Below are 19,639 nucleotides of genomic sequence, written 5' to 3'. Positions count from 1 at the left end.
CTGAACGTCACGCGCGCGTCGTTGTCGTGTAACGTTTCCCTCGAAGTTGTTATACCGAGTCTAACAAAGAGGAGATATGCGCGTTCAGCATGCCGGGTTTGCCCCGAACTACGTCGAATACACCGCAGGCTGGGAGCTACAGCGGCGCACGCACGCCGCCGTGGTCGCCGGCGACCTGCCCGCCACCCTTCTTTTGCTCGAGCACGCGAGCGTCTATACCGCAGGTAAGCGGACGGAACCATCGGAACGTCCGAGCGATGGCTCCCCCGTCGTCGACGTAGACCGCGGTGGCAAGATCACGTGGCACGGACCAGGCCAGCTCGTGGGCTATCCGATCCTGCGGTTAGATGACCCGGTCGACGTCGTGGCGTATGTGCGGCGCTTGGAGACGATGATGATTGATGCGCTTGCCGACGTGGGGGTTGCCGGAACCACGGTGCCTGGTCGTAGCGGAGTCTGGCTCACCGACAATGGTCGCGAAGACAAGATTGCGGCCATTGGGGTGCGCGTCGAACGCGGGGTCACCATGCACGGGTTCGCCATCAACGTCTCCAACACGTTGGACGGCTTCAACAACATCGTGCCGTGCGGCATTCGCGACGCTGGCGTCACCACCATCGAGCGCGAGACCGGCGTCACGCTCTCCCCCGCTCACTTCGCCGAAACCATCACACGCGCCTTCGAGCGTGAGTTCACAGGAGTCCTGGCATGACCACCACCGCCCCCGACGGCCGCAAACTCCTTCGCCTCGAGGTACGCAACGCCGAGACCCCGATCGAACGCAAGCCTGAGTGGATAAAGACGAAGGCGCGCACCGGGCCGGAATATCTCTCGCTACGGGCCCTGGTTAAAGACGAGAATCTGCATACCGTCTGCCAGGAGGCAGGGTGCCCCAATATTTACGAGTGCTGGGAAGACCGCGAAGCGACGTTCCTCATTGGTGGAGCGGAATGCACCAGACGCTGCGATTTCTGTCAGATCGCCACGGGTAAGCCTGCCGCTTACGACCGAGACGAACCTCGTCGTGTCGCGGAGAGCGTCGTGCGCATGCAGCTGCGGTATGCGACAGTCACCGGTGTTGCCCGCGATGATCTTCCCGATGAGGGTGCGTGGTTGCACGCGGAGACAGTGCGCCAGATCCACGCGATGAATCCCGGCACCGGTGTCGAGATTCTCGCCACAGACTTCTCCGGAAATCCGGATCTTCTTGCCGAGGTCTTTGATTCGCGTCCGGAAGTTTTTGCTCACAACGTCGAAACGGTTCCGCGCGTATTCAAGCGCATCCGCCCGGCGTTCCGATACGAACGTTCCCTCGGGGTGCTGACCATGGCTCGTGATGCGGGGTTGATCACAAAATCAAACCTCATTCTGGGCATGGGCGAGACCGACGAGGAAATCGTGCAGGCTATGCATGATCTTCACGAGGCTGGCTGCGACATCCTCACTCTCACGCAATACCTTCGCCCATCGCCACGACACCTGCCGATTGACCGTTGGGTGAAGCCTGAGCAGTTCATTGCGCTTCGAGAAGAAGCCGAACGCATCGGCTTTCTCGGCGTGCTCGCCGGACCACTCGTGCGTTCCTCGTACCGTGCGGGGCGGTTGTGGGCGCGCTCGATGGTGTCGAAGGGTCGCGAGATTCCGGAGCAGTTGCGTCACCTCGCAGACAAAGCCGAGTTCGTGCAGGCCGTCTAGTCTTCGTCGATGCCGTCGATAATGACGTGCACGGTGATCTCGCCAAGCTCGACGACGTGCTCACCAGGTATAAACGTGTCGAGATGTGCGAGACGTTCTCGCAGTTGCTGCGCGAACGCAGGGTTCTCGGATTCGAACACGACATTGTCGATGTCGGCGTTCACCGGGAGATACAGATAGATCCCGGCTGGTTCGTCTGTGATCACGACATTTGACGTGATCTGTTCGCCCGCGATTTCGTATGAGGTCAGTCCATCTGATGCAGCTGGGCCAACCATCGTGACGCCGATGGCGCCTAACGACAGGGCAAGAAAGGCTGCCAGCTGCGGCTCCCACCGCAGAAGCGGCAGGCGGCCGCCCGCTCGGGCTGCGGGGGCGCCTGTCGCCTCCGCAGCCCGAGCATCTACCGACGCGTCGCGGTTTTGTTCCGTGTTCATACGCGCTCCGCTTCCTGTTGCTTACGGCGACGAGCGACGAACAGCAGCAGGATGCCGATGGCAGCGATTGCTAGTCCTCCCCCAACGCCCCAGGTGAGCACCTGTGCACCAGTGGCGGGCAGGGATGCTTCCGGCACGAAGACGAACGGGAAGTTCAACTCCATGTCGTCCGTGAGCTCGGTAATGATTATCTCGCCAGCCTCATCAACCGTCGTGAGCACCGCAGCGATTGTCACAGCCTCATTGTCGATCCACGCCGTCGTAACGGTCTCGCCAGTACTCAAGCGGTAACCCTCGGGCATGACCATTGTCGTGCGGTATTCGCGAGGCTTCATGAAGCCTTCGTGCGCTTCGTCGTAGTGGGTCGGCGCGACCACGAACTCGTAACGACCCTGGTCGTCCGTCATGCATACAGATTCGCCATCGACGTCCTGGGCGATCACCCATTCGTTGTTGACGCGCTCCCAGAGCGTGACCTGTCGGTCAGCAAACCGGGACTCTGCGTCCTCATGATCGCCGTCCTCGTTCGCGTCTTCCCAAGCGATTCCGCCGATCTTCACGAGGTGCTCGTGAGTCGTAAGCCCCATGTCCATCTCGACATCGTCGCGGAGCGTGCCGGTGTCGACCTGACCGTCAACCACGTCGATAATGACGAACTCGTTCGAGTATCCGCGCAGCACCGGCTTCTTGCCGTTGCCAGTCACATTGCTGTCGATCGTCGCGTCGTCACCGACCAGGGCGGGCGACCACACCTGGTAGCCCAGACGATCACTCGTGACACGGTATTCACGCGGCTTCATGAACCCGGCGTGCTCTTCGTCATAGTGAGTCGGAGCAACCGTGAACTCGTACCGGCCGTCGCCGCCGGTGACCTTCGAGCTGTCGCCGTTCAGGTCCTCAGCAATGACCCACTCGCCGTCAACCTTCTCCCACAGCGTGACCGTCTGACCCTCAACGCTCTCTTCGATCTCGTCCTGCAGGCCATCAAGGTTGACGTCGTCCCAGACACGACCACCGATGACAACCGAGCTGCCATAGGTCTTGAGACCCATATCCATCTCAACGTCATTACGGATGGTACTTACATCAACAACGCCCTCGGGCGCGTCAATGATGACGAACTCGTTCGAGTAACCACGCAGCACCGGATTCTCACCGTCGCCTACAACGTTGCTGTCCACCATCGCGTCGTTACCGACGAGGGCGGGCGACCACACCTGGCTGCCCAGACGATCACTCGTGACACGGTATTCACGCGGCTTCATGAACCCGGCGTGCTCTTCGTCATAGTGCGTCGGAGCAACCGTGAACTCGTACCGGCCGTCGCCGCCGGTGACCTTCGAGCTGTCGCCGTTCAGGTCTTCCGTGATGACCCATTCGCCGTCGATCTTCTCCCACAGGGTGACGACCTGTTCAGCAATGCTGAGCTCTTCATCATCCTGGAGGCCATCAAGGTTCGAATCGTCCCAAATACGACCGCCAATGACAACCGAGGTGCCATAGGTCTTCACACCCATGTCCATCTCCACGTCATCACGGATGGTGCTCACGTCAACCCGACCGTCGGTTGCGTCCATGACCACAAACTGGTCGGTGACACCTCGCAATACGGGCTTGGCGCCCGGTGCATTGTCATAAACGTTGCTATCTACCATCGCGTCGTCACCGACCAGGGCGGGCGACCACACCTGGTTACCCAGGCGATCACTCGTGACACGGTACTCGCGCGGCGTCATGAAACCGGCGTGCTCTTCGTCATAGTGCGTCGGAGCAACCGTGAACTGGTACCGGCCGTCGTCACCGGTGACCGTTGAGCTGACGCCGTTCAGGTCCTCAGCAACGACCCACTCGCCGTCGACCTTCTCCCACAGCGTCGCTGTCTGACCAACTGTGTTGATCTCACCATTATCTTGCAGTCCGTCGACGTTCGCGTCCTCCCAAATGCGGCCACCGATCACGATCGATTCCGCGTAGGACTTGATACCGAGATCCATCTCGACGTCGTTGCGCGTGGTGGATACGTCCACCTGTGCACCCGGCTGATCGATGATGACGAACTGGTCCGTCATGCCCAGCAGCTCGGGCTTACCCACGTTCTGGTGCACGTTGCTGTCGAGTGTGACGTCCTCTCCTTCGCCCAAGGGCGACCACACCTGCGATCCGAGACGATCGCTGGTGACGCGGTACTCACGAGCCTGCAGGAACAGCGGGTGCTCCTCTTCGTAGTAGGTGGGCGCCACGGTGAACTCGTAACGGCCATCCTCATCCGTGACCTGTGAGCTTTCGCCATGGAGGTCTTCAACGATGCTCCACTCGCCGTCGATCTTCTCCCAGAGAGTTACCTCCTGGTGGGTGATGCTCGCTTCACCGTCCACCTGGATGCCGTCAACGTTCGTGTCTTCCCAAACACGGCCGCCAATAACGACCTCATTGGAGTAGGTCGTGAGACCCATATCTACCTCAACGTCGTCACGCACGGTGCTGACATCAACCTGGGTGCCCGCCGTGTCAATGATCTGGAACTCGCCAGCGTAACCGCGCAGCTGCGGGGTATCATCAAGCGCGTTTCCACGTACGTCGCTGTCAATCGTGCGGTCATCACCCGCGTGGAGCTGGGTCCACACCTGGTTACCGAGTCGCTCGGTGGACACCTGGTACTCACGGGGCTGCAGGAACAGCGGGTGCTCCTCCTCGTAGTACGTCGGCGCCACCTCGAACGCATAGCGACCGTCAGCATCAGTCACCTGCGTGCTGTCGCCCTGCAGGTCTTCAACGATCGTCCACTCGCCGTCGACCTTCTCCCACAGGGTGACAACCTGACCAACGGTGCTTTCTTCACCTTCCGTCTGCAGGCCGTCAACGTTCGTGTCCTCCCAGACACGGCCGCCGACGATCACCGAGGTGGCGTAGGTCGTGAGACCCAGATCCATCTCGAGGTCGTCGCGGAAGGAGGCCGCATTCGCCCAGCCGGTGTTCACGTCGAGGTCGACGATTGAGAACAGACCCGAGTGGCCACGAAGCTGCGGGTTGTCACCCAACACGTTGCCAGTCACGTCGCTATCGAGTGCACGGTCTTCGCCGACGTTCAACGGCGACCACTGCTGGTTGCCGAGGCGCTCTGCGCTCACGCGGTACTCGCGCGCTATCAGGAAGCCCGGGTGCGTAACGTCGTAGTGCGTCGGGTTCACCGTGAACTCGTAGCGGCCGTCCTTGCCGGTGGTCTTCGTGCTGTGACCGTTCACGTCCTCAGCAACGACCCACTCGCCGTCGATCCTCTCCCACAGGGTGATGACCTGACCAGCGATGATCTCCTCGGCGTCCTCCTGGACGCCGTTAGCGTTCACATCATCCCAAGCGCGGCCGCCGATCAAGACCTCGGTCTCGTAGCCGGTCACACCGATGTCCATCTGGACGTCGTCACGCTTGGTTGTTGGGTCAGCGATTCCGTTCTCGTGATCAAGGATCGAGAACACGTTCGTGACACCCGTCATCTGGGTACCGAACTCGGTCGCCGGTGTGATGACGTCGCTATCCACGTTACGGTCGTCGCCGATGTTGAGAGGTGACCATTCCTGACCAGCTTCACGCTCTACCGTCACACGATAGAGGCGCGGAGCCAGGAAGTTCGCGGCCGAGTCATCCTCGTAATGCAGCGGGCTGACCTCGAAGCGGTACTCACCGTTCTCATCGGTTGTTGTCGTGAGAGCGCCACCTTGGAGGCGACTGCCGATCAGACCAGCGATATCAAGCTTTTGGTGAGCAACCTTCACCCAATCAGCGTCGACGAGCTCCCACAGGGTGACCGTCTTGCCAGCGACAGGCGCTTCACCAGCGTCCTGGATACCGTTCGCGTTCGCATCGTTCCACATCGTGCCGCCTACGACGGAGAGCGGCTCGACCAGTCCAAGATCGACCTCTTCCTGATCCACCGACTCTCGAGTGTCGATCGGGAAGAACTGCCCCTGGAGCAGTTCACCGAGAACGTATGCGTCCGACACAGCCGTGTACGTTGCACCGCGGGCTGATTCGACGAAGTCGCTATCGACCGTGTCATCATCGCCGGCGTTGTGCGCAGTGATCGTGAGCCACAGCGGGATCTCGGTCACCACGGTGCGGTACTGGAACGGCCGCTTCGACGCATCGTCGAAGATGGCTAGATCTTCGAACCGGTAAGTGTTCACCGTCGACTGGGAGGCGAGGTCAGACCAGGTCACACCGTCCACACTCTGCTGGAGCGTAACGCTGTATCGCTCGTCACCCAGCATGTCGTCAGTCTTGATGCCATCCTTCAGCTTGTCGATGAAGACCTCGCCAGCAACCACACCTGTGTCGTGAGCCATCAGTCCGAGATCGATGGTGATGTCGTCGACAGGTACCTTCTCGTCACCCTCGGTTTCGAGAAGGGAGATCAAGTTCTCCCCGGTCGTCGCCGACTGGTGCATGGTGCCCGTCTCGAAGAAGAAGTCCGAATCGAGATCCTTGCGCCCACCCTGATGTGTCGGTGCGAAAGTGTAACCCGCCGACATGTCGTCAGCGCCAACAACCACCTGGTAGCGAAGCTCAATCAGCTCATTCCCGTTCTCACGGAATACCGGCACGTCACGGAAGAAGTAGTACCCGTCAGCGCCGGAAACGATCTCGGCCGTAAAGGCCTCGTTCTTGACCCACTTGTCGCCAGCCTGCTCGAACTGCTCGAGCGTGAGCTTCTGACCCACGATGCCGGGTTCGCCCGCATCCTGGATGCCGTCACGGTTCAGGTCATCCCAGACGCGGTTACCAATGACCGCTGTCTCCTGCCGGTGGTAGAAACCGACGTTCACCGAGAGGCGCTCAGCGAAGGAGCTCGCGTAGAGACCTTCGAGGTCGAAACCGAGCGGGTTCGTCTTGACGAGACGCTCAGTGCCCTTCTTGGTCAAGACACCGTCGTTGTCATCGACAAGTTCAAACGGGTCGTGACTGTGCGTAATCGGCGTGACCGGGATACCGGTGTCATAGACGCCATCGGGGTGCACAACCTGCACTTGGTACTGGCGCTCACGCGGCAGCAGCGTGAAGACGTACGAGCCGTCAGCCTGCGTTGTCGCAACAAACGGGTCACCGTTCTCATCAGGAACCTGGTTGCCCGCCATGTCTTGCAGGTAGACGCTGTAGCCACCCATCCCTGCTTCACCGGCGTCGATGGTTCCGTTGCGGTTCGTGTCGTTCCAGACCTTACCTCCGAAATCAATCATCTCGGCGACACCCAGGTCGAAGCCCATACGGACATCGTCCGACGTGCTCGTCTTAACCGACTCGGGGGCAGTGATTGCTACCAGTGCACCCTTGGTGTCACCCGCGGGAATACCCGCCTGCTCACCGGGTTCGTAAACCTCAACACCGGCGCCCGAGAGAACCTCGAGCGTCGTAACGCCGAAGCGCTCGTACTCTGCGGGGAACTCAAACATCACGCGGTAGTCACCGGGGGCGATGTTAGAGAACACGTAGTAGCCAGCGAAGCCGTTCACGTCCGTGCGCGTCGTGGTCTTCAGCGGCCCCTCCGAGATCGTCGTCTGACCGAGGTCGTCCTCATAGATCTCACCTGTCTCGTCGTTAATAACGACCCAGTCCTTGCCCGACTGAACAATCGCGTTACCAAGCACGTCAACCAGGTTGCCGTTAGGCGTCAGCAGGGTGACCTCGACCCCGTTGATACCCGGGTCGTCGATCGTGCCGTCGAAGTTAATATCCATCGACGGGCGGAGCAGCGTGCGGCCGTTGCCGTCCACGAACTGTTCGCCCTCGTCCTGCTTCGCGTTGTAGTTCGCGTCATGCCAGACATAGTTGCCGATCGAGACGGAACCGGCACGCTCGGTCACAAAAGCACCGGCGTTATTGGATTCCTGCGGCTTGAAGTTCGGCTTGCGCTGCGTACCCACGAACGAGTTCCACTGGGCGTAGTCGCTCGGCGAATCGCCCCGTTCCCAAGTTTCGAGGAACGCCGGGGCGTTCAACGGAACCTGCATGTCGTAATCCAGCTTCAGCTTGCTCTGTCCAGGCAGTGACGCCGACGAGCTGTTGAACATCACCAGCAACGTACGAGCCTGTGCAAGCAGCGACGGATCCTTCGCGGCCGCGGCCTTGAAGTCAGCCACGGTGACGAAATGCGCGTCACGAGCGGCAGAGGCCTTGCCCGGTGTGCCGAGTGCATCGAAGAATGCCTCGGAGCCCGCGTCAGCGTGCTTCACCATGTCAGCCGGAACGATGGTTCCACTCTGCTTCGTGAACGGACCAACATACGCGGTGTACTCGCTCGGCTTGTACACGCGGTTCTCAGTACCTTCAACGCTCAGCTGGATGCTGTCGAGGTCCAGGAGCGCCGACTGCTTGGAGTTTCGCGCGACGTTCTCGTTCATGATCGCGGTGTCGCCCTCGAACGGCAGCACGTCATACATGATCGGGTACGGGTACGGAGTGTCAGCCGCTTCCTTCGTGTTATCAAGCGACACCTGGAAGTTGAACTCGCCACCCTCGCGGACCGGTGTGATCTGTGGCCAGACGGTTCCGGCCCTGTTGAGGTCGGAGTATGCGACCTTGCGCTTGCCAAAGTTGTCGTACGTCTCGTACTCAAACAGCACACGCTCGGCAAACACCAGTCGGTCGTTCAGCAGCTTGTTGTCATCCACGTCGAAGCGGTCCGTCGTGTAACCAAGGCGGTTGCCGTTGTTCCACATGGAGTTCAACGGCTGCACGAGCCCGGTGTTGTTGGTCGCGTAGACCTTCGACTTCAGGTCGTCCGACGCAGCACCTGGCGTGTAGGCATCGATCTTGCCGATGAAATCGACAACGATCTTGTCGCCGGGGAACACCTGCCCGTCGAACCAAACGGTCACAACGTTGCGGTCCATACCGTTCCACGAGCCGGTGTGAATCCGCGTGTGATCGACGTAGGAATCAGCACTTGCCTCCATGCCGTCTGCACGCACGAGCTTCCACGTCCACAGGTACGCGTTGTCGTCCGTCAGCGGGTACCGCGTGCGGTGAGCATCGTTCAACGGGTGCCCCGCGGTGACGTCCTTGTTCGGAACGTACGTGAAATTGTCACTCACGTTCATTACCGCTGGCAGCTCAAACGACATCGTCGGGTTGATCAGAACGTCCTCCGAGTAGGTGTCCCCCTCAGCGTCAACATCCCACATCGACTCATCGGCGTTCACGAGCTCGCCACGGAACTTCAAGTGCGGCGAGACGTCCGGCTTGATCGCGGTGTTCTCCGACCAGCCGTACCGCTCGTTCTGCGGCTTGCTTGCGTCCGACCGGTAATAGAGCGCATCGTGGTAAACGTTCACCACCGGGCGCGACGGCGTCAGGTACGCACGTGCATCGCTCTGGTCGAGCTTGAGGTGCGCGTCAGCGACGTAGTTGCCCCACAGTTGCGCGGTGTCCCAGATGAACTGGGTTGCCTTGCGGTCGGAGGTCGCACGCATGCCGATCTTCACCGAGTTGTCGGTGACACCTGCCGGGTACGCCGTGGTGCTCTTGTTTTCCGGGTCTGTTTCCGTGACCTCCTGCGATCCGTCCTTGGTCGGATCAGCATCGACAGCCAAACGGATACCTGACGGAACCAGGTAGTCGCGGTCAAGCGAACGGACAACGACGCGCACCTTGTGCTGGCCCATCTTGTGCTCAGCGGGCACGTCGTACTTGGTGTTCGTCGTGATGCTGCTGGTGCCGAGCGATACCCACTCGCCACCCTCGTAGCCGTTCTCTGCCAGTTCTGCCGAGATGAAGACCTCCGTCTCGAAGACGTCATCAACAGACTTACCCGCCGACGTGAGACGCTCAAGCGTCGAAGCCGGAAGCTCCCACACACCAGAGGTCACGTACAACAGCGTTGTCGTCGACGGATCCTTCGACAGTTGCACAGAGTCGTCGTTGGATTCGTTGGTCGGCAGGATGTGCTCGACCACCATCTCGTTCAGACCTGAGCCGGTGTTCTTCGCGAGCGTGGTGAGGTACTCGATCGTGTCGACCGAGTTGAAGTACGTGTCACCGGTCATACCGTTGGAGTACTCCATGCGTGGACGTGTCGTGTTCACACGGATTTCTCCCGAGGGCTTCGCGATCTCAATGCGAGCCGGGTTATGAGCGAAATAGCTCACCCGTTCACCGTCAAGGTCGATATCTACCGAGCCGTCGGCTTCTACGACCTTGGTCTCATAGTGCATCGCCTCGACCGGCTGGACAATGAAGTCGTCCTTGTGCTGGCCACCCTCGATGAGGGTACGGTCGTCGGTGAGGAGCGACACGTACGCGTCAATCGTGAGCGACGGGTCGTTCCACGGCTCCTTGTTCTCGAAGTCGTCATCGGTGAAACCGTCAACGAGCTCGTACTGGTGCACGATCGATATCGAGCTGCCAGAGGTGAACAGGCCCTTGGTTCCATTCTCCCCTGCGGGCGTGGTGATCATCCACTGGACGGTCTGACGCTCAGCAGCACCTTCACGCTCATCGGAGGTCACGGCCTCCACCGTGTAGCCGAGGGCTTCGAACTCTGAGCGATCGAGCACCTCGCCGTCAACGATCAGGCGAACCGCCTTCGTCTTCTCAGCGAAGCTCGTGAGCTGCGTGGTCACAAGCAAGCGCGAGTTGACCACGTCACCGGCGTCCTTGAACCGCTCGTACGGATCGCTGTTCGGCGCCGGACGGTTGTCGATCTGCGTCGAAATCCAGAATCGACCAGCGGCATCCGCGAGGAACACCTCCGACATCGGGCCGTCTGCGTACGGGCCGACCTTCGTTGAGTTGACGATCGTCGGCTGGCGCACAGCAAGCTGCGTACCACCCCAAGCTCCAGCGTTCGTTTCCGACGCCGGAACCTGCTGGGGAAGCAGCGAAGCCGCATCCACATTCCAGTCGCCGTTGGTGTGCAAAGCAACATCGTCAGTCTGCAGGAAACGCTTCGTCTCAGAGATCAGTCGCTCGGTGATCTTCAGAACGCCGTTCGTACCGGTCGAGTCCAGTCGCGCACGGTCCGCTGTCGGGCCGGCTGGTGTCGAACCCGTCTTGTAGAGGGGTGTGACCACCGGGTCAAACGCCCCACGTTCGCTGTGTGCGAGGGTGATGATCTGCTGGTACTTCTCGTGGTCAGCGATCACGTCAGCGTTCTCGCCGTAGGCGGGTACATCGATCACAGCAACGCGCGGCGAAACGACCAGCGCCTTGCCGAACTGAATCTCGTGCAGAGCAGCTTGCGCCTCCGCGGTGTCCTTCACCGTGAAGTACAGGACGAAGCGCTCACCCTCATCACTCGTGACACGCTCAACCTTGACATCAAGGTGCTCCGATACGTCCGCAGCCAAGACTGAGGTCTTGTAGGTGACGTCATTGATCGCAGCCGCGAACTGCACGTTCTGCTGGCCAGCAACGTCTCCGCGGTAGCGGGCGATCGTGCCGTCCTCGAGCACCGGAACCACGCCGTACGGCAGGGCGACGGTCACCGTCGGGTCAAACCACGAACCGCGTGCACCACCGGTGGTCTGCGTCTGGTTCGACAGCAGATCATAGGTGCCGCTGGTCAGGTTGAAGCTCGCGTCGGTTTCGACCTGCTGGTTCTCCACCGTGGCATGCACCGTGAACTGCTCGCCGAGATTGACGGTGAAGTCCTGCACTGACTGCGGATAGCCCGGAACGTAGGTGTCGGCGTCCTTCTGAACGTCGTTCCACACACGCAACGAAGCCGCCCGCATCGCGATCTGGTCACCCGTAACGAGAGCCGGCTTACCATCGACGGTGGTCGTCGTACCCTGAGCGTTCAGGCCACGAATGTACATGCCGTACGGCTCGAACGAGTAGTACGAGCTGTGGCTGTTGTAGCTCCAACGCAGATCCGTCACATCGACGCCCTGGGGCATCCCGTCGTTCGGGAACTTAGCGGTGTTGTAGATGTTGGGCGCAACATCGAACGCGCCATACTCTTCGCTGTAAATCGCCAGGTGACGCTCGGGAGCGATCGTGGTGACCGTCAGCTCGTCGTGCCAGTAGCGCTTGCCGTCTACAAGCTTCGGAGCGTCACCGTCCACGCGTACGGAGACGTCAACGTGCTGGTACTTGGACTTCTCCGTCGACGAAGACGCCTTAAACATCCCTCCGAGCTCCCCTGCGACCTGAATCTTCAGAACATAAGGGACCGCGTTTTCAATGTCGTCCTCACCGAACGTGCCGGCCTCTTGCGACTGCGCCGGAGCCTTATAGCCGGCGTCCTTCTCAGGAGTCTGCACGACCGTCACCGTCACGCGGCTCGGATCGATCTCGGTGCCGTCACCGTTGAATGCGGTGATGCCGATGAGGTCACCGTTCTCGTCGAGCGGGTTCACTCCGATCGGAAGTATCTCAAGGTATTCGATACCGCTTTCAATCGGACGGTCACCGAGGTTGGCTGCGTGCATGCGCACGGTGAACTCTTCGTGCAGCTGCACGGCGTAGGTGTAGTTGTCCGTCGTGTAAGGGGTCACATAGTACGGCGCCTCAAGAGAACCGTCGTGCTCATAGAAGTTCGCATCAGACAGTCCGGTCGGAGCCTTGCGTTCCACCCCGGGGAGCATCTCGCTGGCACCGTAGAGCCACGCGCGAGTCAGATGCAACGCATCCTGAGCCCACATGATGCGTTCGTCGTGCGTGACCGTGCCGTCGTTCACACGTGCCGTGCTCACGAAGCCGAACACGTCATCACGTGCGGTACCCGTCGTCGCTTCGAACAACGCGTTGTCCGCGCTCTCTTGCATGTACGCCTTGTGGCTGTACATCGTGTTCGCCGATGCGTCGTAGTACGTGTCAAGCGCACCACTCGAGTTCCGCGGATTGCGGCGCGCGTCCACGCCTCCGGCCTGCCATGCTGCCGAGTTCATCAAGAACTCGTCGGCCGTGGTCTCGTAGCTCCGCGTTCCGGAGATACCCGCATCGTGCAGAAGTGACGCCATATCCATGTCGTACTGGTGTGAGTTTGGCGCAGTAGGAACGTTGCCGATATACCACCCCAGGAGCGGCGCGAACACCGTGCGGCCGTCTGCATACTTCGCGTACGGCAGATTCTCTTCCCGGATCTGACCCGAGTAGACAATCTCGACTCGCTCGCCACGACCAAGGTCATCAGCGAATTGGTACTCGAACACCTGGAACTCAATCTCGCTGGCCGGGTTCACTCCCGTATCGAGCGGTTCCTTCGATGACAATAGGCCGTACTGATCGTTCGGTCGATCGTTCTTGAAAGTCTGGTCACCTGCAACGTCAAGACCCTTCACGGACTCCACAGTCACCGTCGGAAGCTTCGCACGCTCGACAAGGTCGCCGTTTTCGTCGTAGTGGTTGACGATCAGATCGCCTGCGGCAACCGCGGCCGCAACGTCAAGCTTGCCGTCCGTGATGTACGTCGACAGGTCGGTGGAGATGTACTCCGGAATCTTGTCGAAGATGACGGGGTCAACCAGCGGGGCCTTGCCGTAGCCGGTGTTCGTCTTCGCATCAGCCGAGTTATTGCGTGCGGTCAACTTGAGATGCACAGGGTCGCCCGGCTCATAAGTCACCTTGCCGACGGCTGCCGCGGACTGGGTCGTGTACGGAGCCTCCGCCTCACCGCGGGTGTCAAACGACTGCACGTTGAACTCCACCACCGGAAGCGGTTTGAAGATCGTGCTCGTCGCCGACGTGTTATGCGTGTACGTCGCGACAGCCGGGTTGCCCTCAGTTGCACCATCGTGATGCGTCAACGTGATGACAGACTTCGTGGTGATCTGCGAGCTCTTCGTGGCTGCGCCACCGTAGTTCTGCCAGTAGCCAGTACCGTGGATCTCGAACGCGGGCACGTTGAAGGTCGGATCCTTGGGATCGCCGTCAGAGCCGGACACGATGCCATAGTCGATCCGGAGCTCGTTGACATCTGCGAGATCGTGCTTGTCTGCGTCGAAGGTTACCCAGTCGGTGCCGACCTTGATGAGCACCTTGGGCGCGGCGAACTCTCCGTCGAAACCCTCCGGATACGTCGGGGCCGGAAGCTCAGTGAGCACAAACCCGCGGGCGCGAGTGTCGAGCGTCACGTCAACGGTCATGTTGGTGTTGTCGTGACGAGTCTGGTTACTCATCTCGCCGATTGTGAGTGTCATGGGGGTGCCAGAAGCGCTCTCCAAGTCGAACTTGCTCACGACAGCAATCTCGTCCACCTGCGCGTACTTATACGGAGCCGAAACTCGTGCCAGGTTCTCAGCCGTGCCGTCTTTGTCGTAGTCCGCTGTCACGTTCGAGTGAGCGGTCAACCCACTGCCGGAAACACCCTCCACTACGTAGTTCTGGATGTGGTGCTGGAACGCCGGGCGCGCGTACGAGTACGGCGCTACCGCCTTGTTCTGGGTATCCGTGAGCTTGTCTGAGTAGTCGTTGACTGCGGTGTATTCCACCAGCACGAACACCGACTCCTGCTCCGCGAGGATCACGTCGTTGAAGACGACGCTCTTCAGCTTCAGCGGGTTCGGGCCCTCCGTAATGGTGAACTGGTCGGTGTCAGCCTCAACCAATGCCTTCCCGGCGTCTGCGATCAGCTGCTTGAGGGTCGCCTGGCTGTCAGGGCCAACAACCTCCACACCCGTGATGTTCAAACCGGCCGGTGCCGTGAAGTGCGCACTCGGGTCGAAGACCGGGTTCAGCCCAGAACCCACGTTGGCGTCATTACGCAACTCGTACAGCACCTTCGTGGTGTCACCGACAACGAGGTCAGTACGCAACAACTGGCCGTTCGTGTCTGCGTCGAACGAGTAGAGGTTGCCTGACGCCTGGGTCAGATCCTCGTTCAGGTGCATGCCAAGTAGGTCAAGCGATGCAACCCGGTGACGCAGATACGGAGCGTTGCTGTAGTTCGCGGTGTAGCTCGGTTTGGCGTTCGAGTTCGAGCCACTGTTGGGCGTGGTGAAACGCTGCGGGGTCTTGATATCAGCTCCGCTTGCCACGAACGTCGTGTATCGACCCGTGCCAGCATCCACCTTCACGCCCTCGTCCCGGAACGAAGGCTTCGAGTCCAGTCCCGCACCAGTTGCGGTCTCGTCAACCCAGTCACCGGTAATAAAGACGTAGCTGCCGTCAATCATGCGTGCGGGAAGCGTCTCGTCACGATCGCGCGCGAGCGAACCCCACATACGCGTGACGGGCTTGCCTGCATCGTCGAGCTTCGCAGCGAACTCCACCGTCACCGACGCCAGCGCGCGAACCACCAGTGTTGATTTGCCACCGAAGGTGACGTCCAACGTGCCGGATTCGAGGGTTCCGTTGTCAAATAGAGCACGGATGTCGAGTTCATACCGACCCGTATCCTCGTTCAACGTGAAAAGCGATAGGTCGATCTCGACATCGCTCTTCGTGTCGTTCAGGGTGACCTTTGTGGTCTCCCACTGCCCGTTGAACACCTCAGCCGGAATTTCCAGCTTCTCCGAACGCATCGCGGCGTCAGGCTTCACGGTCATCGTGAAACCAGAGATGTCGGCCTCGGACACGTTGCGCATGCCGGCTTCGACCGTCGTCGTGTTCGACGTGATGCCATCAAGTTGGTAGTCATGCAGCGACAGTGCGTCGAACTTCATGTCCATGGCAGCACCGAGCTTCGGTGTGTAACCCAACAGGGTGGCGGACGACGTGTGCATGAGCTTGCGGTCCGAGTCATTCGGCATTCGGTACAGGTTCGTCGTGCCAACGAGATCCTTGTTGCCGTTCACGATGCCGCCGACTCGAACATCGACCTCATTAAGGTTCAGACCGAGGTTGTCACCCTTCACACCCTGCAGTTCAGCCGTGTTGTCACCAAAGCCGTTGATCTCGTCAAACGTTGCCTCAAACTTGGTCGGGTAGTTCCCCTCCCCGAGCGACACCGCAAAGGTGCCAGCGTCGGTCTGGTGGAAACCGACCTCGCGAGAGTTGTCGTACACAATGCGCAACTGCGGCTGCGCGAGAAGCTGGTCACGCAGAACATCGTCGACCGCGAGAGTCACGGACTCGTTCTTGCCGCCCGCCTTGTAGTCGACCTTCAAGCCCGTCAGGTACTGCATCGTGCTGGTGGACTTCAACTCGATGTCAGTGACCTCGAAGTTGTAATCTGCGTCCGTCTTCGGGTTCGCTGGATAAACGAACTCGTACGACATCTTGTCGTGGAACGATGACGGGTCGTAGTGGTACAACCACTCATCAAACTCGGTCCAGACCGGTGCGTAAACATCCGGTCCGTGGCCGTTGTAGATGTACCAGGACGCGTTGTTCACGTTCCAGATGCTGGCGAGGTAATGCCCTTCCTGACCGAGCGGGATGACTTTCTTGGCCGTTCCAGTCGTGTCTTCCGCCCCGGTACGGGACTGTGCGAAGGGGTAGCTCACCATCGAGTAAATCGGGTTCGCTGTGTGCACGCGGGTGATCGGGTTCTTCACACCGATGGTGTCGGCTGAAGTCTGCGAGGTCGCCTCACGTCCTTCTTCCGAGGTCGAGTAGAAGCGGCCCATATACTCAATCACCCGGCTCGTGGTTCCAGGCAGCTGGGGTGCAGCGTTGGCGCCCTCGCGATCAAACTTCAGCGTCACGCTGATCTTGCTGACCGGCTGTTCCGGGGCAACGTCTGAAGCGAACGGATCCTTGTAGTACGGGTGACCGGCCGCATCGGCAGCGTCCTGGGTCGTGAACAGATCCTCGTCTGCCATACCCGGCTGAGCAGTCGCGATACGCCAGAAGTTCCCCTCTGTGGTGTTCGCCACCCAGTCGGTGCCCGGAACCGTCTTCCACAGCGTCTCTTCGCCATCGATCATGCGGAAAATCTGCACGTCCTGGATGAACGGCTTCAGATCCTCGCGGATCTTCATGTAGTACATGTCGAACTGCTCGTGCGGAACAGCAACGTCAACGACCGTGGTCTCGTCGTTGTTGTCGTACACGGCAGTGGGGCGGGTGATCGACGATGCGAAACCACCGAGTGACTTATAGCCCTGATCAAGCGTGTAGTCCACCTTGGAACCACAGCCGGACGTGGAGCAGTACCAGTTGCGGTCAACCCACTGGTCGTAGCTGTTGCCAGCGCCGGCGCCATTGGTCGGCTGGTTCAGACCTTCGACCTCGGTCGTGGTCTTGGCTTCGCGAACCTCGACGATGTTGTTCTTCGTTGCCTTTTTGGTCTCCGTGTACGGCGGGTTCTGCTTGCCCTCAAACGTGCCACGCAGCGTCTGCTTCGCGCCCATGTCCAGCGCGTTGTTGTAGTCAACAACCGCAATCGTCACGAGCGATGCGAGATTCAGGTCGGTACCCGAGATGACGATCTTCGCGATGCTATCGAGCTCGATATCTTCGATAACAACCTCGCGGTCATTGGACACAACCTCGTTGCCGTCCTTGTCAACGAAAGCAATCGTCACATCGGTTGCCGCTGCCAGCAGCGCATCCGTCAGCGTGATCTTGGCTTCAGCCAGCTCCCCCGCGGGTTTCGTGGGGTCAAGCGTGTCAATTGTGTACGTGAACTCCGGCGAAACCACATCACCTGTCGACAGCTGGTACTCGGCCTGGAGCGGCGCTTCGTAGGGAACCTGTGTGGTTCCGGTCGTGCGGCGATCACCGTAGATACCGATGACATCAACCGACGGGTTCAGCTCCTTCGGCAAAACCACCGTGAACACGGCGTCCTTTTGCACATGGTGCTCGACCTCCGCATAGGTCGTGTCCTGCGTGTAATCTTCGTTGTTCGCGTAACGCTCGATGTACGTCGCTACCGCGGGAACAGTCATCTGCCCCTTGACGAGCGGCTTGCCGTAAACGCGAATCTCCAGTGGCAGCGTCGCCCCAGCGTTCATCTGCTGAGCAAAGTCCAAGAACACGAGCTCTCGGTTCCAATTCTCCGGCATCTTCGACACGTCGAAGGTCACCGTCGTGTTGCCAGGCGTAAGCGCGTCTGCTTCCCCCACGACACCGGTCAACGGAACCAGCTTCTCTACCTGGTCCTTACCCTCGAGCACGATGTAACCCGCGGCCACGTCCGTGAACCGCTTAAGTTCTGCGGGGCTGAACTCAAAAACCACACGATCAGCGGTGAAGTCTTCAGGAACGGAGTACTTCATCGACGGGTTGAAAATCGGCGCGTTCGAGGTGTTCCTAACGTCGCTGATCTCGGTGTAGGTCTCAACACCATAGATCGTCGGAGACTCCTTCGCCTTGTGAGAGAAGTCAAAGCCATACGTCGGGTTCACAACCTCACGAATAACCGTGCGAGTCTTCGTCCAGTTCGCCGTCTTCGCGAACAGCACGTTCGTGATCGCAACAACCTTGAAGTTCGTCGGCAGGTTCGGGAAGCCCTGCCTGCTCATCGGGAGCGAAACCATATAGGTTCGCTTTTGACCGGGAATGAGCCCCTGCTTGTCGTCGCCATGCTCGCGATCGATGACGATCATTCCGGCACCCGAGTATGCGTAAGGAATCGGGTCGGTGAGCTCGCTCTCACCGTCCCAGTCGGTGACGTCGTAGATCAGCACGCCACCCTCGCCTGGCACACCGACAAACTGGCCCTCGGTCAGAGTCGGATTATCATTCGGAATCGGCGTGCCGCCCTCACCGTAAATGAAGGCGTTCAGGTCGCTCGGGATGATGCCGTTGATGTTGTCAGTAGTGTCGATATCAAACGTCACCGAGTAGCCGTCGACGTTTGATGCCGCATTCGTGGAGGTGTTCTCCAGCGTGTACAGATAGTCGAAATACTGGTAGCGATCCCACATCGGAACCGTTGGGCTACCGCCGTCAGCGACGTACGGGTCAATCGTGGGTTCCCATTGCAGATCCGACGAGACCACGGCGACGCGCGATTCGTCATCGAGGTACCCAGGGGCCGACCAGCTCGTGCCCTCCTGCTGGTCGAACATCTCGTAAGAAACGAAACCGTTAACCTCAAACGCGGTTCCCTCGGGCACACTGCCGTACGGGCCATCGGTACCGTCGTTATACGTCTTGATGAAGACGTCGAAGCCCGGGTTTGCACCCGCACGTAGGTCTCCTTCGTACTCAAGCACGAGCGGGCCGCCCTTGACCACGGTGTCAGAGACAATAATCCACTCACCGCCGCTGCTCGCACGGCCTTCGATACCCATGGGAGTGGGTTCCTCGTCGCGATTGACGACACGGTACTCACCGTCGACGTGCTCGAGGGAGGGCATAAACAGGCTCACGCGCACCCCGGACGCCTGCCCCGTCGAGTAGCTCGGAACCACGCGGTAGTTCACCCGCGTTTCCGAACCAGACGAGAGCATGACCGACTTTGGCGTCAGAAATCCCGGAGCGTTTTCATCAACCGTGCCATTCAGCATGATTGACGGAGTCTGGCCGGTGTTCGCAACTGCGAAGTCGCTCGTGGCGACAACATCAGTGACGATCATGGCGGTGGCGAGGAAACCCGCCAGAAATCCCGTGAGGATCCGCGTGAGATTCACGAAATGCCCTTCTTATAGCCGCGCACGCCGAACGTGCGCAAGTATGTG

General features: G+C 59.9%; 4 protein-coding genes. 2 read left to right on the top strand and 2 right to left on the bottom strand.

What is annotated here, in order from left to right; translation table 11 throughout:
* The first annotated feature begins 76 nt into the window (after positions 1–76).
* Positions 77–712, top strand: coding sequence for a lipoyl(octanoyl) transferase LipB (gene lipB, locus KTJ77_RS05150; RefSeq protein WP_217337396.1), 636 nt, complete (start codon positions 77–79; stop codon positions 710–712).
* Entirely contained in the window at positions 709–1,695 is a 987-nt protein-coding gene (lipA, locus tag KTJ77_RS05145) for a lipoyl synthase (RefSeq protein WP_217337395.1), read from the top strand. Before lipB ends, lipA begins: the two co-directional genes overlap by 4 nt.
* Here the strand turns inward: lipA and KTJ77_RS05140 are convergent.
* Both KTJ77_RS05140 and KTJ77_RS05135 read right to left on the bottom strand, forming a co-directional pair.
* The gene (locus tag KTJ77_RS05140) at positions 1,692–2,132 is read right to left on the bottom strand and encodes a hypothetical protein (protein WP_217337394.1); all 441 of its coding nucleotides are present in this window, start codon (positions 2,130–2,132) and stop codon (positions 1,692–1,694) included. The two genes, lipA and KTJ77_RS05140, sit on opposite strands and share 4 nt — an antisense overlap.
* Positions 2,129–19,591, bottom strand: a complete 17,463-nt coding sequence (locus tag KTJ77_RS05135) for an SdrD B-like domain-containing protein (protein WP_217337393.1) — start codon at positions 19,589–19,591, stop codon at positions 2,129–2,131. Before KTJ77_RS05135 ends, KTJ77_RS05140 begins: the two co-directional genes overlap by 4 nt.
* Positions 19,592–19,639 lie beyond the last annotated feature (48 nt).

The organism is Microbacterium sp. NC79, from assembly GCF_019061125.1.
GTDB lineage: Bacteria > Actinomycetota > Actinomycetes > Actinomycetales > Microbacteriaceae > Microbacterium.
This window is presented reverse-complemented; position numbering and strand designations above follow the sequence as displayed.

Coding starts and splice junctions, on each gene's coding strand:
- lipB (WP_217337396.1), top strand. CDS start 77: ATGCGCGTTCAGCATGCCGGGTTTGCCCCGAACTACGTCGAATACACC.
- KTJ77_RS05140 (WP_217337394.1), bottom strand. CDS start 2,132: ATGAACACGGAACAAAACCGCGACGCGTCGGTAGATGCTCGGGCTGCG.
- lipA (WP_217337395.1), top strand. CDS start 709: ATGACCACCACCGCCCCCGACGGCCGCAAACTCCTTCGCCTCGAGGTA.